The organism is Streptomyces sp. RKAG293, from assembly GCF_023701745.1.
Classification (GTDB): Bacteria; Actinomycetota; Actinomycetes; order Streptomycetales; family Streptomycetaceae; genus Actinacidiphila.
Window position 1 is genome coordinate 8,630,422 of record NZ_JAJOZB010000001.1, and the last position, 23,125, is coordinate 8,653,546.

Consider the following 23,125-nt stretch of genomic DNA (forward strand, 5'->3'; position numbering starts at 1 on the left):
CGACGTTCCGCCGTGACTCCTGGGCATCCCTCCTGAACGGTCCACCTCCTGACTCCCGTGACCCGCCGGAGCCTGCCTCTTGGGCGCCGCGCGGCGACCTGAGGACCACATCGGCCCGCCCCCCGCGATGCGTGCGGCCGTGCGGCGGTTGCCGGTGTGACCTTCCATGGGACGATGTTTGGCATGGACGCGGTCAGCAGGAACAACGTGACGGTTACCGGACAACCCGGTGCGCCGGTGATCATGCTCGCGCACGGGTTCGGCTGCGACCAGAACATGTGGCGTCTGGTGGTGCCGGTGCTGGCCGAGCGCTTCCAGGTGGTGCTGTTCGACTACGTCGGCTCGGGGCGCTCGGACCTGTCGGCCTGGGACCAGCGGCGCTACGCCTCCCTGGACGGCTACGCGACCGACGTGCTGGACATCTGTACGGAGCTGGATCTGTCCGAGGTGGTTTTCGTGGGGCACTCGGTCAGCGCGATGGTCGGGGTCGTTGCCGCGGCCCGCGAGCCGCAGCGGTTCGGCAAGCTGGTGATGGTCGCGCCCTCGCCCTGCTACATCGACGACCCGCGGACCGGCTACGTCGGCGGGTTCAGCGCCGCCGACATCGATGAGCTGCTGGAGTCGTTGGACAGCAACTATCTCGGCTGGTCGGCGGCGATGGCGCCGGTCATCATGGGCAACCCGGACCGGCCCGAGCTCGGACAGGAGCTGACCAACAGCTTCTGTGCCACCGATCCGGGCATGGCCGCGGTGTTCGCGCGCACCACGTTCCTTTCGGACTCCCGCTCCGAACTGGCATCGGTCCGCGTGCCCACGCTGGTCCTGGAGTGTGCGCAGGACGCCATCGCCCCGCGCGAGGTCGGCGCGTTCGTGCAGGCCGCCATCCCCGGCAGCCGGCTGGTGACGCTGGACGCGACCGGGCACTGTCCGCAGCTGAGCGCCCCCCAGGCCACCGCCCGGGAGATCTCGGCGTTCGCCGGCGCCGCCCGGTGATGTGCGAGACCGCGGACGGCGAGTCCGACCGCTCGGCCCGCGACAACGATCAGGACAAGGACCAGGCAAGGAAGCACGACCAAGGCCGGGACCAAGGCCAGGACCAAGGCCGGGACCAGGACCCGGACGCGGCCGGCGACGACGTGGACGGCGCAGAGCGGGCGCAGTTCTCGGCGCTGCTGGAGGACAGCGCCGAGGACCTGTACGACAACGCTCCGTGCGGATACCTGTCGACGCTGCTCGACGGCCGGATCGCCAAGGTGAACACGACGCTGCTGGACTGGCTCGGCCACACCCGCGCCGAGCTGGTCGGCCGCAAGCGCTTCGCTGATCTGCTGACGGTGGGCGGCAGGCTCTACCACGAGACGCACTTCGCTCCATTGCTGGCGATGCAGGGTCAGATCTCCGGAATCGCCCTGGAGCTCAAGGCCGCCGACGGCAGCCGTCTGCCGGTCCTCGTCACCTCGGTGGTCAAGACCGGTACGGACGGGCAGCCGCTGCTGATCCGCACCACCGTCTTCGACGCCCGCGACCGCCGCGCCTACGAGCAGGAGCTGCTGCGCGCCCGCAAGGAGGCCGAGCGGGCCCACGAGGTCGCCGAGGCCGAGCGGATGCGTCTGCACCAGGTGCTGGCCATCCTGCAGAACAGCCTCCTGCCGCCGGCTCTGCCGCAGGTGCCGGGTGTGGAGGCCGCCGCGTACTACCACACCGCCTCCGCCGACCAGCTGGGCGGCGACTTCTACGACCTGTTCGCGCTCGGCGACGGCCGGTGGGGCTTCTTCCTCGGCGACGTCTGCGGCAAGGGCCCCGAGGCCGCCGCGGTCACCTCGCTGATCCGCTACACGCTGCGCGCCGCGTCTCTGCGCGCCGGCGACCCGGCCGAGGCCCTGGACACCCTCAACACCGCGCTGCTCGAGCGCTACACGGGCAACGACCCCCGCTACTGCACCACCATCGCCGGCACCCTCACCCCGCGCGGCGGCGATCTCCACGTCACGGTGGCCAGCGGCGGTCACCCGCCCGCACTGCTGCTGCGTGCCGATGGCACCGCGCACTATCTCCCCACCCCAGGCGGCATGCTCGTCGGCATCATGCCCCGTCCGCACTTCACCTCGGCCACCACCGTCCTGCACCCGGGCGACACGCTGCTGCTCTACACCGACGGTCTGACCGAGGCGCGCACCGCCGACGGCCCCCGGTACAGCGAGGACGCCCTGCACGCCTTCGCCGGGACCCTGGCGCCGGCCGGCGCCCAGCAGACCGTCAACGCCATGACCGGCCTGTTGGAGAGCTTCGGGGACGGTCTGGACGACGACACCGCCCTGCTCGCCCTCGGCATTCCCGCTCGCGACACCCACACCGGCGGCGCACGATGACCGATCTGAACCTCACCACCCGACAGACGCCCGCCGGCGCGGTGCTGGCCGTGGCCGGCGATCTCGACCACGCGAGCGCCGGCCGGTTCCGTAGCGCCGTGGCCCTCATAGCCCTGCAGCCCGGGCAACTGCTGATCGTGGATTTCGGCGGTCTGACCTTCTGCGACTCCAGCGGCATCACCGCGCTCATCGCCGCCCGTCACCAGGTCCATGAGCAGGGCGCCGACATCACGCTGACGGAGGTGCCCGCAGCAACCGTCCGCATCCTGCGCCTCCTCGGCCTGGACCAGATTTTCCGCATACAGCCAGCACCCGGCCCGGACACCGGCCCCGTCGGCTGACGATCACCGCGGACGCCCGCGGGGGCCTGGACCTGCGGCAACATGCCTGCTACTCGGCGACACGAAAATCTATCGCGGGTGCGGTAGACATCCGATTCCGAGTGTGGGTAATGTTCCTGTCGTAGCCAAGAAGACAGCAGGGAGCGGCAGAAACGAACTGCCGCTCGGCGTGCAGGGCACGGCAAGGGAATCCGGCGGCCGGTGAGTGCGGATGGTCGCAGGGTTGGTTGCCGGGCTCGGCGGCTCGACAAGGAGCCGCCACGCAGGACCGCAGTCTCTGGAGTACCAGCAGTTCCGCAGGATCCGATGTCCAGATTCGAGCAGGAAGGTACGGCGCAACGCCATCAGGATCGCCCACACGACGCGCTCGTGCGGGCACTCGCAAGGCCCCGGATTGGAAGGTGGTCCCCGGTCAGGCATTCACGATCCCCGCACCCCGCGTTCCCCCGGCGCGGCAGTGCGGATACGGCAGGACCGGCGTACAGACGCCGGTAGATGTAGATGGTGTTGAAACCGCCCTTTGGGGCCCCGGAAGCCGAGTTCGGCTCCCGGGGCCCCTCCATGTGTTCTCCAGGAGGCCGTATGACCGTCAGACATGAAGAGGTGTGATGAGCGAGCAGACCCCCGCGACCCCCGCGGAACGGTTCGACGATGAGGACTACCCCGCCTACACCATGGGCCGGGCCGCCGAGATGATCGGCACCAATGCCGCGTTCCTGCGGGCGATCGGCGAGGCCCGTCTGATCACCCCGCTGCGCTCCGAGGGCGGCCACCGCCGCTACTCCCGTTACCAACTGCGCATCGCCGCCCGGGCCCGCGAACTCGTCGACGAGGGCACCACGATCGAGACCGCGTGCCGCATCGTGGCGCTGGAGGACCAGCTCGAAGAGGCGCTGGCGCTCAACGAGGAACTGCGCCGGCGTTCCCACTGATCCTTCGAGCCGGGCCGGCGGACGACAGGAGCCGAGTTCCGGTCGCGCCCGTCAGCAGCAGGCCCACGATCATGACGGTCAGGGACAGGCCGGGGCCGGACGTCCAGTCGACATCGGATGCGTGGACGCCCAGCACGACAGCGGCGGCGAGCGCGACGCCGGGGACGGCGAGGAGCGCGGGGCGGAGCCGGTGCAGATCGTCCTCGGCCAGTGCGCCGAGGACGCCGACGCCGAGCGCGAGGGCCCAGACGCCGAGTGCCTGGGCGTCGGAACGGTTGACCGTCCACGGAACGAAGTCGGCCCAGAACCGCGGCCGGGCCACCAGGCCCGCACCGATGCCGAGCCATGACGATCCGAGGACGGCGAGCAGCGGCTTCGACCAGCCCGGCAGCGGGGTGCCCCGCTCATCGAGCGGCAGGGCGGGCTTCGTGTACTGCCAGCCCACGCAGGCGACCGCGCCCGCGGCGAGCACGCCGAGTACGACGATCCAGCCGAGGCTGAACAGGACGAGGATCACCGACCCGCCTTCCGCCAACTGGAGGTTCCCGGCGTTGCGCAGGCTCACGGCGAGCAGGCCGACGAGCACGATGGCGAGCGGGAGCACGAGCGTGCGGACCTCCTCCCAGACGCGGGCCCTGCCGACCACCAGCAGGCCGGGCGACACGCCGAGCATCGCCGCACCGATCAGTCCGGGGGTCAGCGCCTCGGGTGACTTCCAGGCACCGAAGACGTGGCCGGCCAGGCTGACCGCGGCCATGAGCGCGCCGACCAGGAGGCTGACGATCGCGACGGCGACGGCCAGCATCGCTACGGCCGGAGTGAGTTCACGGCCACCGGTATCCGCCGCCGGTGTGACAGCGGGACCCGCGGTCCCGGGCAGGTCCATTGCGTCGGTCATCTGCGCTCCGTCTCGGATCGGCTCTCAGATCGTCTCTCGGGTGGCCCGGGCTACGGGCGGTGCGACATATGGCCCGGCGGCCGGGCTGGTCTCCGCGGTGGGCGACGGGATCTGCCGTGTGCTGCGCGCGGTGGTCAGGCCCTGCCGCTTGATCAGCTCGCGGCCGTACATGACGCGCAGACTGACCACGGCGGTCGCCGCGAAGGCCAGCACACCGCAGCCGATGCCGACTCCCGCCGACAGGGCGGTCGCCCGGTCGAGATCCAGGTAGCGCTCCAGGGGCAGTGCCGCGGCGACGGAGAACGCCGGGGCCAGGCACAGGGCGGCCAGATGCACGCGCCACTCCTCGCGCGCCCAGTTCCGCCGGTTCCGGCCGGCGCTCCGCTGGCGTACGAACATCACCGCGTAGGCCGCGGCGTACGGCACCAGGTACGCCGCCAGAAGGCGGTGTCCTTCCGCGCCCCGGCCCAGGTAGAACCTGACGATCCAGGCCATGGCCGCCGCGCCGGCGAGATGTGCCACGACGAGCACGGGCATCGGCACCCAGGTCCCCGTCACCCCGGTCACGGAGGTCCGCCGGTCCATGGCCCGGGAGGCGACCAGCGCGCCGAACACCACCACGGAACCGAGGTGCATGATCGCCACCCGGTTGATCTCCTCCATGGACAGGCCGGGGAAGAACCAGGGGAGTGCGCCCCACTCGAAGCGCAGCAGCGGCGCGGTCATGAGGTAGCCGTAACACAGCAGCATCCACCGCTGGTGCAGGTCGGGGAACCTCCCGACGGCCGCGAAGATGCCGAACGTCATGCCCATCACCGTGCCGATGAGGATCGTCGTGAGATCGATCCAGAACGCCGCCCCGCTGAACGCGTCAGCCGGTGCCGTACGGACCAGGTAGATCGCCGCGCCGGTCATCGAGACGTACACCGTCACCGCGAACACGACCCCGGTGGCGCGGTGCAGCCGGGTGCGCCGTCGCACCGCCGTGAGGAACTGGACCGGCCCGAGCAGCATCAGCGCGCCGCCGAGGACGGAGTGGATGATCATCGGCAGCAGGACACGACCGTACGGCCCGACCCTGGTGGCGACCGCGTCGGCGACATAGCGCCCGGACACCATGTGGGACAGGAACCACTCGCCGAACGCCGGTGCGCCGGGGCGTGCGTACGGCCACAGCTCGGTCATCGCCATCGGCGCGTAGCCCACGCAGACGGCCACGAGGGCGATCGTGGCGACGCGGGCCCAGGGGATGCTCCTCGGACGCTGCACGGCGGCTCCCTCGATCGCGACCCTCGATAGTCCTCTTTGGACTATCGAGAAGGTAGAGGCGATCCGCCGTCGTGGTCAACCTCCCCGGCATCACGATCCGCGCTGGTCCACCCACTGCCAGAAGTCGACCATCATGCGCTCGTAACGGAGCCCGAACTCCAGCGCCTCGCGCTGCCCCCGCGTGAGCAAGTCGCCTACGCTCTCGGTGAGTTCCTCGTACTCCGCGAGGGTGCGGTGGTGCTCGGCGATCTGCGCCGGGGCGATGACCTCCGGTTCGGCGCCGAACCACAGTTTCAGGATGCCGCGTTCGCGCGCCTCGACGGGCACGAAGGCGGGGTCGGCGAGCCACTCCTCCAACGCGGCTTTGCCGGCCGCGGTCACCTTCATCACCCGCCGGTTCCGCGCGTTCGTATCCCGGACCTCCGACAACAGGCCCGCTCCCAGCAGCCGGTCGCACTGCGCGTACACCTGTGCGTGAGGCATCGACCAGAACGGAGCCACCGTGCGGGCCGCCTCGACCTTCACGTCGTACGGGCTGGCCTCGCCCAGTTTGTCGATGATGCCGAGCACGAGGAACGAAGGGGGAGTCAACCGCACATCAGCCATGTCAGGACCGTATCGCGGGCACCGGCGGGGGTTGCCGGCAGAAGGCCTCAACCGAGTCGTCCGGACAGCGCGCGGGGCCGCAGCCGTTCACGGCTGCGGCCCCGGGACGTGCGGTGCTCGTGGGTCAGTGCTTGAAGGCGTCCTTGATGTGTTCGCCGGCCTGCTTGACGTCGCTCTTGGCCTGGTCGGCCTTGCCTTCCGCTTCGAGGCGCTCATTGCCGACGGTTTTGCCCGCGGCCTCCTTGATCTTGCCCTTGGCCTTGTCCGCGGTGTTCTCGGCCTTGTCTTCCGTGCCCATGCGTTTCCTCCAAGATCGGTGCCGGTGTTGCACAGGGCCGCCTACCCAGGTCGGCCACGGCAATGCCGCTCTTTCCGTATCCATCGGTATCAGAACCCTGCCGTCCGCGCCGCCCGAGACGGTGCGGCGCAGCGAGTGGAAATTCGGGTGAATGATCGATCCAGTCCGGGGTATCCGCTGGTCAGGAGGTTGATAACCATGGGTCCATTGCTTTTGGTTCTGCTGCTCGCTCTGATTCTTTTCGGTGCCGGTTTCGCGCTGAAGATTCTCTGGTGGGTTGCCGTCGTCGTGCTGGTGGTCTGGCTGCTCGGTTTCGTCATGCGCGGTTCCGGTGCGTCCGGCAGTCGCGGCCGTTGGTACCGCTGGTAGCGGTCAAACGGCACAAACGCAGAACAGGGTCGGGCCCCGGTATCGCCGGGGCCCGACCCTGTTCTGTTCAGGTTCCGGTCAGGCCGGAGCGTAGCGCTGCAGGGTGATTCCGCTGCGAAAGGCCTTCGACTCCACAAGCTTCAGTCGCGGCACTTCGTAACCCTCGGGGAAGAGCCGGCGGCCGCGGCCCTGGACCGTCGGATAGACGAACAACCGGTACTCGTCGACCAGGCCCGCCTTGATCAGTGCGTGCCCCAGACGGATGCTGCCGGTGAGCACGATGTCCTTACCGCCCTCCTGCGCCTTGAGCGCGGCCACCTCCTTGACCGGGTCGCCGGCCAGCACGGTGGAGTTCTCCCACCGCGGGTCCGTGAGCGAGGAGGACACGATGTACTTCTGCACCTGATTGAGGTAGTCGGAGATGCCCGTGGTGTCGTCGGTCAGCTGCGGCCAGTAGCTGCGGAAGTCCTCGAACGTCTGCCGGCCCAGGAGCAGGGCGTCGGCCCGGCGGTCCTGCCGGTGGCTCTCCTCCAGGACGTCGGCCATGTCCACCTGGCCCTGCCCTTGCGGGTTGAACCAGTCCGTGAGCATTTCGATCGAGCCGTCGACGGTGATGTTCTGGGTGATCGCGAGTGTGCGCATGTCGCCTCTCCTGCGAGGGTGCTCGTTCCAACCTTTATGACTGCGTCGAATGCCGAAAGTCATCGGTAGTTGTACGGCGGCTGCCCGGCAGGCGGCTGTTGCCGGCCCTGCCCTCGAGGAGGGGGGTTCCCACACTGCGGCCTCGGCCGAGCGCCAGCAGGAGGACTGGGCCGAACGGGGACGCCTCTGGCCCGCCTCCGGATCCTGCTACACAGAGTGACGCTGCTGTGTGGGAGCAACCGGTGACACAGCGTTTCCGAAGGCCATTCGATGGAACAATCGCTACCGCAGGGCCCTGTCTTTCGGCGGGGCCGAACGGATCCGTGGTGAGGGGCGACGATCGTGAAGTTCCTTCTCGAAGTGAACATGGCCGACGGGCGGTTGGCGGAGGACGCCGCGACCGAGCTGGGCCGCATCCTCCGGTACTGGGGCGGGAACCTCCAGCATTACCCGCTGAGTCCCGGCGATGGTTCGGCCATCTACGACTCCGACTACGCGGAGGTCGGCCAGTGGCGCATTGTTGCCGCCACTGAGGCCTGAACTCCTCACCCGCAGAAGGAACAGCGTGCGGCGTACCTGCGACCTGCCCATCGTCGAACCGAACGAAGCGCACTCGCGGACCGTGCCATGAGGCTCTGCCTGACGTTCAGGATGAACGCGTCGCCGTCCGCCTACTGCCGCCCGGCCCCATCGTGAAGTGATCCGCGTGCCGTACGTGTACGTCGTTCCCGGAGCGATCGGGCGCTCACGCATGCGTACGTCCTGGTCGGAGGACGTACCGCGGTGTGGTGGAGCGCAATTGCCGATCCTCGTACGGAAAGCCGTTCGCGCGGAACCGACGAGTTTTCCGCCGGAGGGGAGTCTCCCCTTGTGCGAGCTCACGCATCGTCGCCCCGCACCAGGAGGATCAGAATGAATCCGACGTCTCCCGTCCCCGCCACCGTTGCGACCCTCCGGGTCCCCGATGCGCGCTTGCACTACGAGGTACGGGGCAAAGGTCCCCTGGTGGTGCTGGTCGGCGCGCCGATGGACGCCAGGTCGTTCGCGCCGCTCGCGGAGCGGCTCGCGGCCGACCACACCGTACTGACCACCGACCCCCGGGGCATCAACCGCAGCCCGGTCGACGACCCCGACCGGGACTCGACGCCGGAGATGAGGGCCGACGACCTGTCACGGCTCCTGACGCACCTCGACGCCGGCCCGGCCACGGTCCTCGGCTCCAGCGGTGGAGCCGTCAGCGCCCTCGCCCTCGTCCAGGCGCACCCCGGACTCGTCGACACGGTCATCGCCCACGAACCCCCGCTGAACGACCTGCTCGACGATCGCGAGCAGATCCATGAGCGGACCGAGGACATCGTCGCGACCCACCTGTCCGGTGACGTGACGGGCGCATGGAGGAAGTTCATGGCGCTGGCCAACATCAACCTGCCCGACGACGTGTTCGAGCACATGTTCGGCGGGGAGTGGGAGCCGCAGCAGATCGCGGACGACCACTTCCAGTTCGCGCACATGCTGCGGCCGACCACCCGGTGGCGCCCGGACCTCGTCACCCTGCGCTCGACGACGGCACGTGTCCTGATCGGCCTGGGCAAGGAGTCGGGTGGCCAGCTGTGTGAGCGCACCTCGATCGCGCTCGCCTCGGCGCTCGATGGCGAACCGACGATGTTCCCCGGCGGGCACATCGGGTTCGCCGAGGATCCCGACGGGTTCGTGATCCGGCTGCGCGAGGTGCTGAGCGGCCGCTGAGCCCGTTGACGCGGTGCCGCCGGCCTCGGAGCCACCACCTCCAGTACGGACTCCTGCACGGACTCCTGCACTATGGAGTGCGTGACCGAAGTGCGAACCGCCCATACCGCGGACCTGGACGTCGCTGATCTCAGAGCGGCTCGGGCCCTGCTCGAAGAGGTCTTCGCCGACGGCCTGACGGACCACGACTGGGAGCACACGCTGGGCGGAGTGCACGTCCTGGTGTGGGAGGGAGCCGAGCTCATCGGGCACGGCTCCCTCGTCCAGCGCCGGCTGCTGCACGGCGGTCGGGCGCTGCGCACCGGCTACGTCGAGGGAGTCGGCGTGCGCGCCGACCGCCGGGGGCGCGGGCATGGCGCGACCGTCATGCGGGGCCTGGAGCGAGTGGCACGTCGCGCCTACGATCTGGGCGCGCTGGGCGCCACCGACGAGGCGGCGGCTTTCTACGTGGCGCGCGGTTGGAAGCGGTGGCAGGGGCCGACCTCGGCCCTGACACCCCGCGGCATCGTGCCCACACCCGCGGAGAACGGCTGCCTGCATGTCCTTCCGCTGACGGTCCCGCTGGAGCTGTCGCGGGAACTCACCTGCGACTGGCGCGACGGCGATGTCTGGTAGCTCTGGCGTGGCGCGAATTCTCTGACTAAAGTCAGAGAATGAATGCGGAGCAGATCGGCCATGTGCGGCGGTTCAACCGCACCGTCACCGAGCGCGTGGGCGTGCTCCACGACCACTATCTGGGCCGCGACCGGCCCATCGGCGAGGCCCGGCTGATCTGGGAGATCGGCGAGCAGGGGCAGGACGTCCGGCGGCTGCGGGAGCGTCTCGAGCTCGACTCCGGGTACGTCAGCCGGCTGCTGCGCTCGCTGGAGGCGGACGGCCTGGTGACGGTGGAGCCGCAGCCCCACGACAGACGGGTGCGCACCGTGCGGCTCACCGAGGCGGGCCGCGCGGAGCGCGCCCTGCTCGATTCCCGCAGCGACGAGCTGGCCGGTTCCCTGCTGGAACCGCTCAACAGCGTCCAGCGGGCCAAGCTGGTCGCCGCCATGACCGAGGTCGACCGGCTGCTGACCGCCGCAACGGTCACGCTGACCGTCATCGGCCCCGACCACCCCGACGCTCAGCACTGCCTGCGGTCCTACTTCACCGAATTGCAGGAACGCTTCGAGACGGGCTTCGACCCGGCACGCAGCCTGCTGCCCGACGCGGGCGAACTCCAGCCACCGCACGGTCTGTTCCTGGTCGCCCGGCTGCACGGCGACCCTGTCGGCTGCGCCGGCCTGAAGCTTCCGCCCGGCGCCCCGGCCGAGATCAAACGCATGTGGGTGGCCCCCCACGCCCGCGGACTCGGCCTGGGCCGCCGATTCCTGGCCGAGCTGGAAGCACGGGCCGCCCAGCACGGCCGCGACGTACTGCGCCTGGACACCAACAAGGCTCTCGGTGCCGCGATCGGCCTCTACCACTCCTGCGGCTTTGAAGAGGTCACCGCCTTCAACGACGAGCCCTACGCCGATCATTGGTTCCAGAAGCACATCACCGCGGCGCCGTAGGGGCGGGTACCGGCGAAGTTTCGGGGGTGGAGTCGGCTGGGGTGTCGCAGACGTAGGAATCGGCGTCGAAGCGGCTCAGCCGGCGGGTGAGTCGTCCGGTGGACCACGGCCAGGCGAAGGTGTTCCGCCCGCTGGGGCTGAAGTAGTAGCTGGTGCAGCCGCCGGAGTTGTACACCGTGGTCCGCAACGCCTCCTGCACCGCCGTGTTGTGCGCGGCCTGTGCGGCCGGCCGCACATCCAGGACCCGGTGGCCGCTTCGGTCGAGGTGCGTCAGGGCGGCGGTGAGGTACCTCAGCTGGGCTTCGAGGACGGTGATCGCGGAGGTGGAGCCGCCGAGCAGATTCGGTCCCAGCAACAGGAAGAGATTGGGGAAGCCGGTGACCGTGGTGCCCAGATGCGCCTGCGGTTCGCCGTCCCAGGTCTCGTGCAGCGTCCGGCCGTCCGTCCCGTACAGGCTTTGGGCCAGCGGCAGTTCACCGATACGGAAGCCCGTCGCCGTGATGAGGACGTCCGCCTGGGTCACGGTGCCGTCGGCGCCGACGACCTCGTCACCCCGTACGGCCGTCACAGCGGTGGAATGCAGGCGGACATGCGGCTGGGCCAGGGCACGGTAGAAGGTGCTGGAAGTCAGAAGACGCTTGCAGCCCAGCCGGTAGTCCGGCGTGAGCGACTGACGCAGGCCCCGGTCACCGACCGCGAGCCGCAGGTGTGCGCGGGCTCCCACCTCGATGAGGCGGGCGATCCGCGGGTGACGGAAGGCATGGCCGAAGCCCTCCTGCAGTGCGTACTGTCCGGCGCGCAGGGTGGCGCGGGCACCGGGTAAGCGGTCCAGGATCCGGTTGAACACCGCAGGGACCGGAAGGTCGGGCTTCGGCAGTACCCACTGCGCGGTCCGCTGGAAGAGGTGCACGGCTGCCGCCCGGTCCGCGATGGCCGGGACGACCTGGACCGCGGAGGCGCCGCTGCCGACCACGGCCACGCGGCGCCCGGTCAAGTCGACGGTGTGGTCCCACCGGGCGGTATGCAGCACGGGCCCCGGGAAGTCCTCGATCCCGGGGACGTCGAGGTGGCGCGGGACGTGCCATGGTCCGGTGGCCAGGACCAGCACCGCGGCGCTGTACGCCCCGTCGCTCGTCTCCAGCAACCACCGCCCGGCCGCGGGCTCCCAGCGGGCTCCCCGCACGTGCACCCCGCAGCGCAGGACGTCGCCGAGTCCGTACCGCTCGGCGGTCGTCCGTAAGTAGGCGTGGATCTCCGGCTGTCCGGCGAAGATCCTGCTCCAGGCGGTATCCGGGGTGAACGAGTAGCTGTAGAGCGTCGAGGGCACATCACAGGCGCAGCCCGGATAGGTGTTCTCCCGCCACGTGCCGCCGAGTTGCGACGCCTTCTCCAGAACGACCACATCGCGGTACCCGGCCTCGCGCAGCCGGATGGCGGCGCCGATACCGGAGAACCCCGCTCCGACGACCACGACACGCACGTCTTTGGCAGGCCGCGTGGCCTGCGACGGGATCACAGCGCTGGTCCGGTCGGGCGGAGAGCGGACGGGATCCGGTCTGTTGTCTTCGTGGTGGTCAAAGGCGGACCTCGTGCATCTGGGCCTTCTTTCCATCGCTTCCGATATCCACCGGCGAACCTCGTCGTGATCAGCCCAACCATGATCCCGAAGCAGGCACCCGGCTGCTCTCGGAAGCCGACGACGTCACCCGTCCGTGGCACGGGATTTCACCGTCAGCCGGCCTGCGGCCCCGATCACCGCCGGTGTCGAACTCTCCTCCTGAACCACACCGGGCGCTCAGTAGCACGCCCCAGGGGTGGCGTAGCAGGCGCTGGAGTCCGGACAAAAGCGCTGGTCAGGTCACACGGCGGGCCGCTACTGTCGGGTTCGCCGCCGTGTCGTCGACCGCCGGTGTGCCGCTGCGAGGAGACGCCCCGATGACCGCCGAAGCCGACGCCGACGCCGAAACCATCACGCGATCCGCGGCGGTGCTGCTCCTGCTTCAGGAGGTGCAGTATCCCTACCCCTTGGCGCACCGGGGCGCCGAACTGATCGGAGTGCTGAACGAGCTGGCCGACAGCGCCGGGTTCCATGCGACGGGGCCGCACTGGTGGATCGCCTTCGACGAGCACGCCCGTCACGTCGATCCGTCGGGGCTGGGCGCCACCGTGCCGGCATCGGCGACGCCGTCATGGGGCGGGATACGTCCTGCGGGCTCGACTGCGCCGGAACGCCAGGAGCTGCTTCCGGTCTGGGACTGGGCGCTGGCGGTCTGCGCCGCCGACGGTCGGACCCGCCAGCGTGCGCTCGCCCGCGAATCTCTTCCGCTCGGGGCGCACGCCCTGATCCCGCTGCTGGTGGTGCGCTGCTCGGACTGGGCCGCGCCGGTGCGGGTCGCCGCCCGGACGGCGCTCACCGACGTGCTGACGCGCTCCGGTCCTGCGGAGCTCGCTCGGGCGGCGGTCATGGCGTGGTCGTGCGAGGAGCGTCAGCGAGGTGAGGACGCGGTTCGGATCGTGGCCGGCTGCCTTGCCGACGCTGCCCCGGAAGTGTGGAGGGGACTGCTCGCGGACCCCGACCACCGGGTCCGGCGGCGCGCCCTGAGCGCGGCGGTCGACCTCGACCGGTGCGAACCGGCGCAGCTGCTGGCCCTTGCCGGATCGGACCCGGATGTCGTCGTGGCCCGGTGCGCGGCCGAACACCTCCTCCGTTCTCTCGTCCCACCGGGGACCGAGACTCGGACCACCTCGCAGGCCGAGACCGTGCTCCGTCAACTGCTCGCCTCGCGGGTGTCGGCGGTGCGGGCGGTCACGGTCACCGTGCTGCGCCGGGCCCAGCGCCCCGACCTGGCCGAACCGTTCACCGCGGACCGCTCCCAGCAGGTGCGTGAGATCGCGCGCTGGGTTCTGCGCAGCCACCGCCAGGACCCCGCACCCGTTTGCCGTGCCCGCCTTGCCCGTCCGGCCCGAGAGATCACGCCTGGCGCGATCGCCGGCCTGGCGGAGTGCGGTGACGTCACCGGCGGGCCGGCCGCCGATCTGGTCCGCCCGCATCTGACCCATCAGCGCCCGGGGGTCCGCGCGGCCGTTCTCCGCGCGCTCGGCACGATGCGGCCCCCTGCGGTCACCACCGCGGAACTCCTGGCCGTCTTGGAGCACGACCCGTCGCCCCGAGTCCTGCGGACCGCCGCCACCCTGTTGGAGGCGGCGTCGGGCACCATCCCCCGGCAGCGTCTCCTCGACCTGCTCGCCCCTGGGCACCCGGCCCCGCTCCGGGCGCAGGCGGCCCGGATCCTGCGGGCCGCGGGCACCTGGGGCCGGCTGGAACTGGACCTGCGGTTGCTCCACGACGCCGACCCGGGCGTGGCAGCGGCAGCACAGCGAGACCTCCGAGCCTGCGCCACATCGGCCGCTTCGGCCCACACGCGCCCCACGAACGAGCAGCGACAGACCCTTCTCGACCTGCTGCACGACGCCACCGCCTCCGTCGACGACAAGGACGTCAGGCTCATCCGCTTCCTTCTCACCCGTACCGGACGGCCGTAGCCAGCACGGCCGTTGGGTGGGGGAGACCCCACGATCTCAGGAGATACGCGATTGCTCTGCCGGGGCCGTCCAGTGCTTGTTCGCCCAGTCGGCCAGGGTGGTCAGGTTCGGGTGTCCGGCGCGCAGAGCGGGAAGGTCGGCCTGGAAGCCGACGGTGTCGAACCAGCTGAACATGGCGGCCATCTCCTCGCTGTGGACCCGTACTTCCTCGATCGGCCGGCGGGCGAAGCGCACGGGACGGCCGGCTACGCGGGCGAAGACCCCGGCCATCTGCGGGCCGGTCAGCTCGTCCCCGGCGATCGGGATGCTGCGGCCCAGATGGTCTGCCGGGGCATCGAAGGCGTCGACGGCGATGGCTCCGATGTCGTCGGGGGTGATCATCTGCAGTTTCGTCCGTGGGTCGAGCGGCAGGGTGAGGACGAGTTCACCGTCCACCCACTGGGGGCCCAGGCCCTCGAAGTTGGTGATGAAGAAGGTCGGCCGCAGCACCGTCGCCGGCAGTCCGAGTTCCTCGATGTACCGCTCGACCTCCCCCTTGCTCGCGAAATGCGTCACCTTTCCGGGCCGGTCCGAGCCGTCGACGGAGCTGTAAACGAAGTGTGCGACGCCCGCTCGGGCGGCCGCCTTTGCGAGCGCCTTTCCCTGACGTACCTCACCGGTCATGCCGTCGGGTCCGGTGAAGGTCTGCACGCTGTAGACGCCGTACACGTCGCGCACTGCTGCATCCAGCGAGGCGGGGTCGTCCAAGTCCCCACGGACCAGGACCGCTCCGTGCTCCCTGAGCGCAAGCGCCTCGGCTTTGCCCGGGTCACGGACCAGTGCGTTGACCTGCCATCCGCGCGCCAGCAGGGCGCGCGCGGTGGCACCGCCCTGCCGTCCCGTTCCTCCGGTGACCAGTACGACGCGGCTGTCAGCCATGGAAATCTCCTCGCGAACACAGGGTCCAGGGCTGCCGGAACGACTGCCCTGCTCTGCACGACAGCCTGCTAGCTGAACTCAGGTTGAGGTCCAGTGCATGTGACTCACGTCACGGGCGGCCGTGTTCGTCCGCTGCTGCCCGTACTGATCCCGCCCGGCGCAGTCGCACGCGCAGGCCGAGGGGAGTTGAACGTGTCCTTGAGGGCGGTTGGGCCGCAGGTCCGCCGCTGTGCGCTGTCGTGCGCGAACGATCTCCCCTGACAGGGCGAGAGCGGAGGCGAGGACGCCGAGGAGGCCGTCCACGGTGAGGAGGATCAGGTCCATGGGAGGGATCCGTTCTCCGGGACCCCTGGCGCTGAGGCGCCGGCCCGGATTCGACGGTCCGCGTCGTCGGCCCCCCGGGGTGTTCCCTCACTCCCCATGATGACGACCCACCCCGATTTGCGCCAGACCCTTTCCCTTATGGCGCTTGGTCCGTTCGCCGCCACCAGCTTTGTCGGTCCGGGGAACCGCTGTTGGTGCTATGAGGCGAGCGCAGAGCTCAGCAGCTCTTGCGATGCCTGGTCGTAGGCCACGAGCCTGATCCGTTCCACGTTCGTCGGCGTGGACAGGAGAGCTGAGACTGCGATCCGTGCCGCCTCCTGCGCCGGGAACCCATAGGCGCCCGTGGCGATCGATGGAAAGGCGACGGTCCTGGCACCGAGTCCGTCCGCGACCTCAAGGCAGCGCCTGTAGCAGGAGGCAAGCACTTGCGCCTCGGCGTAGTCGCCACCTTCCCAGACCGGGCCGACGGTATGGATGACGTGCCTGACGGGCGGGTTGAGGTCGAAAGCGGGCGTTGCCATGGCGTCGCCCGGCTCACAGGGACCGATTGCGGCACCGGCTTCCGCCAGGCGTCTGCCGGCGGCCCGATGAATGGCGCCGTCAACGCCGCCGCCGCCCATCAGCGACTCGTTCGCCGCGGTGACGATGGCGTCTGTGTCCTGAAGCGCGATGTCACCCTGCACGACCTCGATCAGAGTCATGCCCTGATGATCTCACCGGCGCCAAACGGAAACAGGGCCCTATCCAGATGCCCCGGACTTCCCGGCGGATTTCTCAGCGGGCGGGGGAGATTGCCGTTCTTGAAGGTGAGGGCGCGCGGTCGGCGGGTGTCGTACTGCGATCCCACAGCCCAGTCGGTGGACGGTCGGCCATCCCGGCGGGAGGGGGCCGCACAGGTCACAGCATTTCGAGGGGCTGCTTCCGCGTTGGGGGCGGGAAAGCCCTGTCGAGGGTGTGGAGGTCGTCTTCCGTCAGGTGGAGATCGAGGGACGCGTGGTTCTCCTCGACGTGGGCGGCGGTGGAGGCCTTGGGGATGGCCAGGACGCCGTCACGGCGCAGCACCCAGGCCAGTGCCACCTGGACCGGGGACATTCCATGGCTGGCGGCGACCGCCTGCAGCGCCTGGTGGCCCAGCAGACGGCCCTGTTCCACGGGTGAGTAGGCCATGACCGGGATGGATCGCTCCCGGCAATAGGGGAACAGATCGAATTCCGGGCCGCGCCGGGAGAGGTTGTAGAGCACCTGATCTGTCTGGGGCAGGGCGCCGTCGGGCAGGTCTGCCAGGTCGTCGACGTCCAGGTTGCTCACACCCCAGGCGCCGATGCTGCCTGCCGAGACCAGCGATTCCAGGGCCTCGACGGTCTCGTGGAGCGGGATGCCGCCCCGCCAGTGCAGCAGGTAGAGATCGATTCTGTCCGTCCGCAGGCGGCGCAGGCTCGCGTGGCAGGCGTCGACGGTGCCCTTTCTGTCGGCATGGGACGGCAACACCTTGCTGACGAGGAAGGCCTCGTCCCTTCGGCCGCGAATCGCCTCGGCGACCAATTCCTCGGCGGCGCCGCTTCCGTACATCTCCGCCGTGTCGATCACCGTCAGCCCGAGGTCGAGGCCGCGCCGGAGAGCGGCGATCTCGTCGGAACGCCGGGAGGGATCGTCCCCCATGTGCCACGTGCCCTGCCCGAGGGCGGGCACCTGGATGCCGGAGGGAAACGTCACGGTCCGCGCCTGTGCCATCGTCTGCTCCTTGTCGGTCACGGGGACCCATCGACTTCGGGTGATCATCATCGCAGCCCGTTGTGCGACGTAGGTGGCGCCGAGGCGGCCGGAGCGGGCGCTCACCGTGCGGCCACGTGCGACGCGGGTGACCGCGGCGCCCGTCCTGTGCGGTGGCGCGGCGGCACGCGATGGAGAAAACTCGGAGTCCTGCGAGCGTGAAACAGACCGGTGCATTCAGCACGGCATGACGGAGGGTGTTCGATGTCGAAACCGCCGCTTCCCGACGATGCGGTCGCGATGTTGACGAAGGCCAATGCGGCCGTCGTCACGACTCTGCGGTCGGACGGTCAGCCCGTGTCCACGGCCACCTGGTACCTCTGGGACGACGGCCGGGTACTGGTCAACATGGATGAGGGCCGCAAACGGCTGGAGCATGTGCGCAACGACCCGCGGGTGACGCTCACCGTGCTCGACGAGAGCAACTGGTACACCCACATCAGCATCATCGGTCGGGTCGTCGAACTGCGCGAGGACGAGGGTCTGGCCGACATCGACCGGTTGGCCCAGCAGTACCTCGGCAAGCCCTACCCCCGGCGGGATCGCCGGCGGTTCAGCGCTTGGATCGAGATCGACCGCTGGCACGGCTGGGGCACCTTGAAGGACAGCGACCAGATCGGCTGATCCCCGGCCGCCGGCCTACGCCCGACATCACGCCCGCGCGGCGGAGGCGGCGCCCGAGGCGTCGGGTTCCGCCGCGGGGCGCAACTGGTCCAGGTCCAGGGTGCCGTCCGTGGCCGCCGCGTCCATGGGCAGGGCCAGGGCCTCCGTGACGTCGGCCGGCAGGGGCGTGAGGCCGAGGAGGCCGGTGACCACCGTGGTCGCCAGGCGGTGCCAAGACGGGGCGCGGCGCAGCATCGCGTGATCGCTGTCCCGGATCGTGATGAAGCAGGTATGGGCTCCTGCCTGGCGGGCCCGGGTGGTGAGGGATCGGGTGCCCTCCGGGCTGGTTGTCCGGTCACGGCTGCTGTGGATCAGGACCGTGTCACGGCCCGCGAGCTGGGTGACCGGATCGCCCGGCGGGCACCACGGGGCGAGGCCGACCACGCCGGTGACCAGGGGGTGACCGGCGGCACGGAGGGCGGCGCGGCCGCCCATGGAGTGGCCCAGGAGCACCACCGGGATCCCTCCGGTCTCGTCCTGGAGGGCGTCGAGGGCGCGCAGGACATCGTGGAGAGGGTCCTCGCGGGCACCGTTCCAGCCACGGTGGGTGTACCGCGTGCTGCGGACCAGCAGCCGCCCTCCGTCGTCGCCGCGCGAATCGCGGGTGGCCCGTACGAGGCTCCGGGCGAACGGGCGCATACGTACGGCGGGCAGGTTGAGCAGGCCGGGCGGGGGTGGCTTGAGCCCTGTTTCACGACCGCCGTGCAGGACGAGTACCGCTGCCGACGGCGGGGCCTGTGCCACATGAACCTCCTGATCGGGGCGCGGGAGGGATACCCCCGCACTCCCTATTCGGATCTGCCCGGCCTGCGGATGGGTCCGGTGTGTGCGGGCGGCGGCACGCGCCGGCAGCTACCCACACCTGGCTACGATACTTCGGCGAAGTGACTCACCCGTTCGGATCATCCGGGGAGCCGCGACCGCGGCCCTATAACCGTCGGGTCGTCGTGGGCTCGATCCCGGAACCGCTCCCGCCGGCGAGGGAACGGGCGGGAGCGGTGTGTGCGCCCCCCTTGTCGCTCAGCACGGGGACAGCACGGCCTTCCGGAGGAAGGTCCGACGCCAAGGCGTCCGGTCTCCCATTGGCGGTCGTCGGCGCCGTCCGCGCAGGCGGATAAGGGAAGTTCGCCCATAAGAGTGCTCAACCCGGCACTATTTCCCACCGCCTTGAAGGCGGCCGGTGCGCAAATACCAGGGGAACCCGTCATTGTTCCCTGATCCCATGATCACATGGCGTAGCGGGTGGTCTTCCCACCATGCTGGCGTCCCGGCTCCTCGACGGCGCGTCAGCACCGCCGCGAAGAGGCCTTCCGGATGCCCCTCGTCGTCGGAATGGGAAAGGTCCCGATGTCCAGTAAGCAGGTGTTGACCGTCATCGTGTTGGTGTCGGTCTTCTCGTGGAGTGCGGTCATGGCCGCACTCGGGCAGCTGACCGCGGTGGCCGCGTTAGTGCCCTCGCTCGGGTTGCTGGTGCAGCAGGTCGTCCATGCGTCCGCCTGCGGGAGGCCCGAATCCACCGCCGCGGGGGCCGGGGCCGTCGCGGGCCCGGACGAAGGTGCCGCCCGGTGAGCCCCCATGCGATTCCGCCCGAGCAGACCGAGGGCGAGCCTCCCATCCGGCGGGGCCGGAAGCCGGAACCGATCACCGACCAGGCCGGCACCTCCCACCGCGCCTGGCTCGAGCCGGTGCGTACCCGGCTCTTCACCAGCGGCCTGACGCTCGACGACCTGGTGGAGCGCTCGGGGTACTCCAAGACGCGGATCTCGGAACTGCTGCGCGGCGCCGGCCTGTACCCGCGGTGGGAGATCACGTACAGCGTGATCCGGGTGCTGGGCATACCGGCCCGTCCGATGCGGCGCCTGTGGGTCGCGGCGGCGCGCGAGGCGCAGAAGAAGAAGGACTGGATAGACGGCTGCATAGCGGAGGTTCCGCCGTCGAAACGGCCCGACGTCCGGCCGCTGGACCACCAGGGCTTCACCGACACCCACCAGGCCCCCTACACCTCCTACGCCAAGGCGCTCCTGCTCACCGACGAGCGGGCCGCCTGCGTGGTCCTGGAGACCTTCGACATCCTGTGGCTGTGCTGGGACGAGGCACTGGGGAGCGCGAACGTCCAGCGGTTCGGCTGGAGGCTCCTGCGGGCCCGGGTCATGGCGCGCACCCCGCACATCGACAAACACCCGCTGCTGGCCGCCGCCGCCTTCGCCACCGTCGCACAGGACCGGGCCGTGGACCCCGCGGCCCGGTTCGCCCAGGTCGGCGAGTCGCTGATGCTCTTCGACGCCGTCAGCCGCCTGCCCGACAACCAGATGGACGTAACGATCCTGCGCTACCTGTGCGGCATGGACACCACCGCCGCGGCCGAGGTGCTGGGCGTTCCGCTGGCCTCGGCGCGCTCCGACGACCGCCACGCCAAACGCACGCTGACCGAGACCCTCAACCTCCACGACCGCCCGGGAGGCGCTTCCCTATGACGTCGATCGATCAACTCCTCGCCCGCGCCCTCCTGATGACGGAACCCGGTATTCCGCACGACGTCGTGACGTACGAGGACGTCTACACCTCGGCCGGTTCGCACGACGTGCTGTCCTGGCCGTCGTCGAGCCCGTTCAACGAGAACCCTCCCGGGCGGGACGCGGCCTACGATCTGCAGACGCTCTGCGAGACCGTCGTGACCCAGACCGCCGCGACGTCGCTGAGCGATTTCGTCACCGAGCAGCTGCCGGAGCCGCGCGGTGCCCGGGTCCTGGGCTGCATCCTGCATCTGGCCGACTCCGAGGACGGCGCCCGCTTCTGGTGGCAGTACGCCGCCGGGGCCGGCGACGACGTGGCCTCCTACTGCCTGTACCTGCACCACCTCGCCCTGGGGGAGACCCACGCCGCCGCATGGTGGGGTGAACAGACCGGTATCGACACCCAGCCCGCGCCGGAGAAGGTCAACCTCCCGGGAAACACGGACCCGGGCGACAACCTCGACCTCGACTCCAGCACCCCGACCGTCCTGCGCGTCCTGGGCCGGCTGCTGAGCCCGGCCGACCGGTCCAGAACCGAAGTCGTGACCGCGGTGATGGAGTACGTCCCCAACGCCGTCGCGGCCGGTTACGCCGACAACCCCGACTTCGAGATCCCGCTGCCGGGACCGCACTTCGCCGATCACATCGCGATCATCCTGGCCGCGGCACCCAGCGTCGGCGGCGCCGTCTGCCAGCGCCAGAAAGCACGCTCTCCCTCACTACGGCGCCGACCCGACCACACGCGCGCCGACGCCGCACCTGACGACCCCGCCCGCGGCGGCCACCGGTGATACAACGGCCCCTGAGGCAAGGGCTGTTGCACCATTCCGCAGACCTCCCGATGCCTGCTGCCCCGGACTACCGTGCAGAGGGGCGCATGATGAAGCCAGGGCGGGGGAACGGTGCCGGCGCTACGCGATGGTGAGGACGATCTTCCCGCGGACCCGGCCGGACGCGCTCAGCTCCTGGGCCCGGGCGGCCTCATCGAGGGGCAGGGTCGCGGCGATCCGGACGCGTACGGTGCCCGCGGCCGCGAGTTCGCCGAGCTTGGCCAGGTCGGCGCCCGACGGTGTCATGCCGAAGAGCTCGTAGCGCAGACCGCGGGCAGCGGCGGCCTCCGGGGTGACCCGCTCGTCGGCTCCGGTGCCGCTGACGGCCAGCAGGAGGCCACCCGGGCGCAGGGTCTCCAGCGATCGGGGGCCGTAGTCGTCGTTCATGGAGTCGAGGACGACGTCGACATCGCGGACGGCGTCGGCGAAGTCGGCCTCGCGGTAGTCGATCACCTCGTCCGCGCCGAGCGAGCGCAGCAGCGCGTGACCTGAGGCACTCGCGGTGCCGATGACGTACGCGCCGTGCGCCTTGGCGATCTGCACGGCGAGATGGCCCACGCCGCCGGCTGCGGCGTGCACCAAGATGCGCTGACCGGGCCTGAGGTGGGCAGCGTGGACCACCGCTTGCCAAGCCGTCAGCCCGGCGATGGGCAGTGCGGCGGCGGTGATGTGGTCGAGGGCGGCGGGCTTGAGGGCGAGCGCGGGGGCGGGTACGACCGTGTACTCGGCGTAGGCACCGTTCGGGCTGGAGAGGGCGGCGAAGACCTCGTCGCCGAGCCGGAAGCCGGTCACGCCGGGACCGGCCTCCGCGATCTCGCCCGACACGTCGAAACCGGGGGTGATCGGCGGCTGTCCCCACTTGTCGAGGATGCCCTGGCGGACCTTCCAGTCGACCGGGTTCACGCCGGCGGCGCGCACCCGGACCAGGACCTCGCCGTGGCCGGGTGCCGGGCGCTCCAGTTCGACGAGCCGCAGTACTTCCGGGCCGCCGAACGACTCGTAACGGATGGCGCGCATGGCTTGCTCCTTGAGGACACGTGGGTGATCGGTTCCAAGGAACATCCTGCGTACGAGTGGTATCTCTTGTGAAGAAGGCACTTTCTTGGTACCTAGGTACCTCATGGATACCACCTCGTCGGTCGAGCTCCCCATCTACCAGCCCGACTGCCCGGCCCGCACCGTCATCGAGCTCCTCGCCAACAAGTGGGTCTTCTTCACGCTCATCCTGCTGCGCCGGCACAACGCGCCGATGCGGTTCAACGAGATGCGGCGGCAACTCGGCACCGTCACACAGAAGATGCTCGCGCAGACCCTCCGTTCACTGGAGCGCGACGGACTCGTGCGCCGTGACGTCTACCCCACCGTGCCGCCCCGCGTCGAGTACTCACTCACTGAACTCGGCGGCGAGGCGGCACGGTTGGCCCTGGCCATCGGAGACTGGTCGCAGCAGCACTTCCGGGAGATCGAGGCCGCGCGCGGTATCCACGACGCGAAGTCGGCGGAGCCGCAGCCGCCCCTCTAGCGGCGGCTGCGGCTCCCTTCGACGG

General features: G+C 70.1%; 27 protein-coding genes. 15 read left to right on the top strand and 12 right to left on the bottom strand.

Annotated features, from left to right (window positions below; genetic code table 11):
* Window positions 1–183: 183 nt before the first annotated feature.
* The 4 genes from LNW72_RS38045 to LNW72_RS38060 all read left to right on the top strand — a co-directional run bounded on the left by LNW72_RS38045 (window position 184) and on the right by LNW72_RS38060 (window position 3,642).
* Window positions 184–993, top strand: a complete 810-nt coding sequence (locus LNW72_RS38045) for an alpha/beta fold hydrolase (RefSeq protein ID WP_250979586.1) — start codon at window positions 184–186, stop codon at window positions 991–993.
* A complete protein-coding gene (locus LNW72_RS38050; protein ID WP_250979587.1) occupies window positions 993–2,369 on the top strand; it encodes a SpoIIE family protein phosphatase in 1,377 nt (458 codons plus the stop codon). The genes LNW72_RS38045 and LNW72_RS38050 overlap by 1 nt, the downstream gene beginning before the upstream one ends.
* Window positions 2,366–2,710 carry an STAS domain-containing protein gene (locus tag LNW72_RS38055; RefSeq protein WP_250979588.1) on the top strand — a complete coding sequence of 115 codons (345 nt, stop codon included), beginning with the start codon at window positions 2,366–2,368 and terminating at the stop codon, window positions 2,708–2,710. The genes LNW72_RS38050 and LNW72_RS38055 overlap by 4 nt, the downstream gene beginning before the upstream one ends.
* A 608-nt stretch (window positions 2,711–3,318) precedes the next feature.
* Window positions 3,319–3,642: a MerR family transcriptional regulator gene (locus LNW72_RS38060; protein WP_250979589.1), complete on the top strand. Its 324-nt coding sequence runs from the start codon at window positions 3,319–3,321 to the stop codon at window positions 3,640–3,642.
* Here LNW72_RS38060 and LNW72_RS38065 read toward each other — a convergent pair.
* From LNW72_RS38065 to LNW72_RS38080, 4 genes are all read right to left on the bottom strand, one after another.
* On the bottom strand, window positions 3,611–4,540 hold the full coding sequence (locus tag LNW72_RS38065; RefSeq protein WP_250979590.1) for a hypothetical protein: 930 nt from the start codon (window positions 4,538–4,540) through the stop codon (window positions 3,611–3,613). The genes LNW72_RS38060 and LNW72_RS38065 overlap by 32 nt on opposite strands.
* Before the next feature lie 24 nt (window positions 4,541–4,564).
* Complete coding sequence (locus LNW72_RS38070; protein WP_250979591.1) at window positions 4,565–5,809, bottom strand: DUF2306 domain-containing protein; 1,245 nt, start codon at window positions 5,807–5,809, stop codon at window positions 4,565–4,567.
* Window positions 5,810–5,899: 90 nt separating this feature from the next.
* Window positions 5,900–6,415, bottom strand: coding sequence for a PadR family transcriptional regulator (locus LNW72_RS38075; RefSeq protein ID WP_250979592.1), 516 nt, complete (start codon window positions 6,413–6,415; stop codon window positions 5,900–5,902).
* Between the two features lie 124 nt (window positions 6,416–6,539).
* Window positions 6,540–6,713 (bottom strand): CsbD family protein, encoded by a 174-nt coding sequence (locus LNW72_RS38080; RefSeq protein WP_138355412.1) that lies wholly within the window; start codon window positions 6,711–6,713, stop codon window positions 6,540–6,542.
* Window positions 6,714–6,911: 198 nt separating this feature from the next.
* On the opposite strand from LNW72_RS38080, the gene LNW72_RS38085 reads away from it, so the two are divergent.
* Window positions 6,912–7,082, top strand: a complete 171-nt coding sequence (locus LNW72_RS38085; RefSeq protein WP_187145171.1) for a hydrophobic protein — start codon at window positions 6,912–6,914, stop codon at window positions 7,080–7,082.
* Between the two features lie 78 nt (window positions 7,083–7,160).
* Here the strand turns inward: LNW72_RS38085 and LNW72_RS38090 are convergent, their stop codons facing one another.
* On the bottom strand, window positions 7,161–7,724 hold the full coding sequence (locus tag LNW72_RS38090; protein ID WP_250979593.1) for a dihydrofolate reductase family protein: 564 nt from the start codon (window positions 7,722–7,724) through the stop codon (window positions 7,161–7,163).
* A gap of 342 nt (window positions 7,725–8,066) precedes the next feature.
* Here LNW72_RS38090 and LNW72_RS38095 point away from each other — a divergent pair, with 342 nt between their 5' ends.
* The 4 genes from LNW72_RS38095 to LNW72_RS38110 all read left to right on the top strand — a co-directional run bounded on the left by LNW72_RS38095 (window position 8,067) and on the right by LNW72_RS38110 (window position 11,017).
* Complete coding sequence (locus LNW72_RS38095; protein WP_250979594.1) at window positions 8,067–8,264, top strand: hypothetical protein; 198 nt, start codon at window positions 8,067–8,069, stop codon at window positions 8,262–8,264.
* A gap of 372 nt (window positions 8,265–8,636) precedes the next feature.
* Window positions 8,637–9,470 (top strand): alpha/beta fold hydrolase, encoded by an 834-nt coding sequence (locus tag LNW72_RS38100; protein ID WP_250979595.1) that lies wholly within the window; start codon window positions 8,637–8,639, stop codon window positions 9,468–9,470.
* Between the two features lie 72 nt (window positions 9,471–9,542).
* Complete coding sequence (locus tag LNW72_RS38105; RefSeq protein WP_250979596.1) at window positions 9,543–10,085, top strand: GNAT family N-acetyltransferase; 543 nt, start codon at window positions 9,543–9,545, stop codon at window positions 10,083–10,085.
* 38 nt (window positions 10,086–10,123) lie between these two features.
* Window positions 10,124–11,017 carry a helix-turn-helix domain-containing GNAT family N-acetyltransferase gene (locus LNW72_RS38110; RefSeq protein ID WP_250979597.1) on the top strand — a complete coding sequence of 298 codons (894 nt, stop codon included), beginning with the start codon at window positions 10,124–10,126 and terminating at the stop codon, window positions 11,015–11,017.
* Here the strand turns inward: LNW72_RS38110 and LNW72_RS38115 are convergent.
* The gene (locus LNW72_RS38115; protein ID WP_250979598.1) at window positions 11,001–12,488 is read right to left on the bottom strand and encodes an NAD(P)/FAD-dependent oxidoreductase; all 1,488 of its coding nucleotides are present in this window, start codon (window positions 12,486–12,488) and stop codon (window positions 11,001–11,003) included. The genes LNW72_RS38110 and LNW72_RS38115 overlap by 17 nt on opposite strands.
* Window positions 12,489–12,952: 464 nt before the next feature.
* Here LNW72_RS38115 and LNW72_RS38120 point away from each other — a divergent pair, with 464 nt between their 5' ends.
* A complete protein-coding gene (locus LNW72_RS38120; protein WP_250979599.1) occupies window positions 12,953–14,560 on the top strand; it encodes a HEAT repeat domain-containing protein in 1,608 nt (535 codons plus the stop codon).
* Between the two features lie 36 nt (window positions 14,561–14,596).
* Here LNW72_RS38120 and LNW72_RS38125 read toward each other — a convergent pair whose 3' ends face one another.
* The 4 genes from LNW72_RS38125 to LNW72_RS38140 all read right to left on the bottom strand — a co-directional run bounded on the left by LNW72_RS38125 (window position 14,597) and on the right by LNW72_RS38140 (window position 17,533).
* The gene (locus LNW72_RS38125) at window positions 14,597–15,478 is read right to left on the bottom strand and encodes an NmrA/HSCARG family protein (protein WP_250979600.1); all 882 of its coding nucleotides are present in this window, start codon (window positions 15,476–15,478) and stop codon (window positions 14,597–14,599) included.
* A gap of 78 nt (window positions 15,479–15,556) precedes the next feature.
* Complete coding sequence (locus LNW72_RS38130; protein WP_250979601.1) at window positions 15,557–15,802, bottom strand: hypothetical protein; 246 nt, start codon at window positions 15,800–15,802, stop codon at window positions 15,557–15,559.
* Between the two features lie 197 nt (window positions 15,803–15,999).
* A complete protein-coding gene (locus tag LNW72_RS38135; protein WP_250979602.1) occupies window positions 16,000–16,503 on the bottom strand; it encodes a macro domain-containing protein in 504 nt (167 codons plus the stop codon).
* Window positions 16,504–16,699: 196 nt separating this feature from the next.
* Window positions 16,700–17,533: an aldo/keto reductase gene (locus tag LNW72_RS38140; RefSeq protein WP_250979603.1), complete on the bottom strand. Its 834-nt coding sequence runs from the start codon at window positions 17,531–17,533 to the stop codon at window positions 16,700–16,702.
* 243 nt (window positions 17,534–17,776) lie between these two features.
* Between LNW72_RS38140 and LNW72_RS38145 the strand changes: the two genes are divergently transcribed.
* Complete coding sequence (locus LNW72_RS38145; protein WP_250979604.1) at window positions 17,777–18,196, top strand: PPOX class F420-dependent oxidoreductase; 420 nt, start codon at window positions 17,777–17,779, stop codon at window positions 18,194–18,196.
* A gap of 27 nt (window positions 18,197–18,223) precedes the next feature.
* Here the strand turns inward: LNW72_RS38145 and LNW72_RS38150 are convergent, their stop codons facing one another.
* Window positions 18,224–18,979: an alpha/beta fold hydrolase gene (locus LNW72_RS38150; RefSeq protein WP_250979605.1), complete on the bottom strand. Its 756-nt coding sequence runs from the start codon at window positions 18,977–18,979 to the stop codon at window positions 18,224–18,226.
* 603 nt (window positions 18,980–19,582) lie between these two features.
* On the opposite strand from LNW72_RS38150, the gene LNW72_RS38155 reads away from it, so the two are divergent.
* Genes LNW72_RS38155 through LNW72_RS38165 form a run of 3 tightly spaced genes read left to right on the top strand, consistent with a single transcriptional unit; the run spans window position 19,583 to window position 21,539 of the window.
* A complete protein-coding gene (locus tag LNW72_RS38155; protein ID WP_250979606.1) occupies window positions 19,583–19,804 on the top strand; it encodes a hypothetical protein in 222 nt (73 codons plus the stop codon).
* Window positions 19,801–20,709: an XRE family transcriptional regulator gene (locus tag LNW72_RS38160; RefSeq protein WP_250979607.1), complete on the top strand. Its 909-nt coding sequence runs from the start codon at window positions 19,801–19,803 to the stop codon at window positions 20,707–20,709. The genes LNW72_RS38155 and LNW72_RS38160 overlap by 4 nt, the downstream gene beginning before the upstream one ends.
* A complete protein-coding gene (locus LNW72_RS38165) occupies window positions 20,706–21,539 on the top strand; it encodes a hypothetical protein (RefSeq protein WP_250979608.1) in 834 nt (277 codons plus the stop codon). Before LNW72_RS38160 ends, LNW72_RS38165 begins: the two co-directional genes overlap by 4 nt.
* A gap of 120 nt (window positions 21,540–21,659) precedes the next feature.
* Here LNW72_RS38165 and LNW72_RS38170 read toward each other — a convergent pair whose 3' ends face one another.
* Window positions 21,660–22,595, bottom strand: a complete 936-nt coding sequence (locus tag LNW72_RS38170; protein WP_250979609.1) for an NADP-dependent oxidoreductase — start codon at window positions 22,593–22,595, stop codon at window positions 21,660–21,662.
* A gap of 103 nt (window positions 22,596–22,698) precedes the next feature.
* On the opposite strand from LNW72_RS38170, the gene LNW72_RS38175 reads away from it, so the two are divergent.
* Window positions 22,699–23,100 (top strand): helix-turn-helix domain-containing protein, encoded by a 402-nt coding sequence (locus LNW72_RS38175; RefSeq protein WP_250979610.1) that lies wholly within the window; start codon window positions 22,699–22,701, stop codon window positions 23,098–23,100.
* The last annotated feature ends 25 nt before the right edge of the window (window positions 23,101–23,125 follow it).

Excerpts from the sequence above, each read along its gene's own strand:
- LNW72_RS38130 (WP_250979601.1), bottom strand. The coding sequence starts at position 15,802 with ATGGACCTGATCCTCCTCACCGTGGACGGCCTCCTCGGCGTCCTCGCC.
- LNW72_RS38105 (WP_250979596.1), top strand. The coding sequence starts at position 9,543 with ATGGAGTGCGTGACCGAAGTGCGAACCGCCCATACCGCGGACCTGGAC.
- LNW72_RS38045 (WP_250979586.1), top strand. The coding sequence starts at position 184 with ATGGACGCGGTCAGCAGGAACAACGTGACGGTTACCGGACAACCCGGT.
- LNW72_RS38060 (WP_250979589.1), top strand. The coding sequence starts at position 3,319 with ATGAGCGAGCAGACCCCCGCGACCCCCGCGGAACGGTTCGACGATGAG.
- LNW72_RS38080 (WP_138355412.1), bottom strand. The coding sequence starts at position 6,713 with ATGGGCACGGAAGACAAGGCCGAGAACACCGCGGACAAGGCCAAGGGC.
- LNW72_RS38155 (WP_250979606.1), top strand. The coding sequence starts at position 19,583 with ATGTCCAGTAAGCAGGTGTTGACCGTCATCGTGTTGGTGTCGGTCTTC.
- LNW72_RS38110 (WP_250979597.1), top strand. The coding sequence starts at position 10,124 with ATGAATGCGGAGCAGATCGGCCATGTGCGGCGGTTCAACCGCACCGTC.
- LNW72_RS38085 (WP_187145171.1), top strand. The coding sequence starts at position 6,912 with ATGGGTCCATTGCTTTTGGTTCTGCTGCTCGCTCTGATTCTTTTCGGT.
- LNW72_RS38165 (WP_250979608.1), top strand. The coding sequence starts at position 20,706 with ATGACGTCGATCGATCAACTCCTCGCCCGCGCCCTCCTGATGACGGAA.
- LNW72_RS38120 (WP_250979599.1), top strand. The coding sequence starts at position 12,953 with ATGACCGCCGAAGCCGACGCCGACGCCGAAACCATCACGCGATCCGCG.
- LNW72_RS38175 (WP_250979610.1), top strand. The coding sequence starts at position 22,699 with ATGGATACCACCTCGTCGGTCGAGCTCCCCATCTACCAGCCCGACTGC.
- LNW72_RS38075 (WP_250979592.1), bottom strand. The coding sequence starts at position 6,415 with ATGGCTGATGTGCGGTTGACTCCCCCTTCGTTCCTCGTGCTCGGCATC.
- LNW72_RS38050 (WP_250979587.1), top strand. The coding sequence starts at position 993 with ATGTGCGAGACCGCGGACGGCGAGTCCGACCGCTCGGCCCGCGACAAC.
- LNW72_RS38135 (WP_250979602.1), bottom strand. The coding sequence starts at position 16,503 with ATGACTCTGATCGAGGTCGTGCAGGGTGACATCGCGCTTCAGGACACA.
- LNW72_RS38140 (WP_250979603.1), bottom strand. The coding sequence starts at position 17,533 with ATGGCACAGGCGCGGACCGTGACGTTTCCCTCCGGCATCCAGGTGCCC.
- LNW72_RS38100 (WP_250979595.1), top strand. The coding sequence starts at position 8,637 with ATGAATCCGACGTCTCCCGTCCCCGCCACCGTTGCGACCCTCCGGGTC.
- LNW72_RS38125 (WP_250979600.1), bottom strand. The coding sequence starts at position 15,478 with ATGGCTGACAGCCGCGTCGTACTGGTCACCGGAGGAACGGGACGGCAG.
- LNW72_RS38145 (WP_250979604.1), top strand. The coding sequence starts at position 17,777 with ATGTCGAAACCGCCGCTTCCCGACGATGCGGTCGCGATGTTGACGAAG.
- LNW72_RS38170 (WP_250979609.1), bottom strand. The coding sequence starts at position 22,595 with ATGCGCGCCATCCGTTACGAGTCGTTCGGCGGCCCGGAAGTACTGCGG.
- LNW72_RS38065 (WP_250979590.1), bottom strand. The coding sequence starts at position 4,540 with ATGACCGACGCAATGGACCTGCCCGGGACCGCGGGTCCCGCTGTCACA.
- LNW72_RS38055 (WP_250979588.1), top strand. The coding sequence starts at position 2,366 with ATGACCGATCTGAACCTCACCACCCGACAGACGCCCGCCGGCGCGGTG.
- LNW72_RS38090 (WP_250979593.1), bottom strand. The coding sequence starts at position 7,724 with ATGCGCACACTCGCGATCACCCAGAACATCACCGTCGACGGCTCGATC.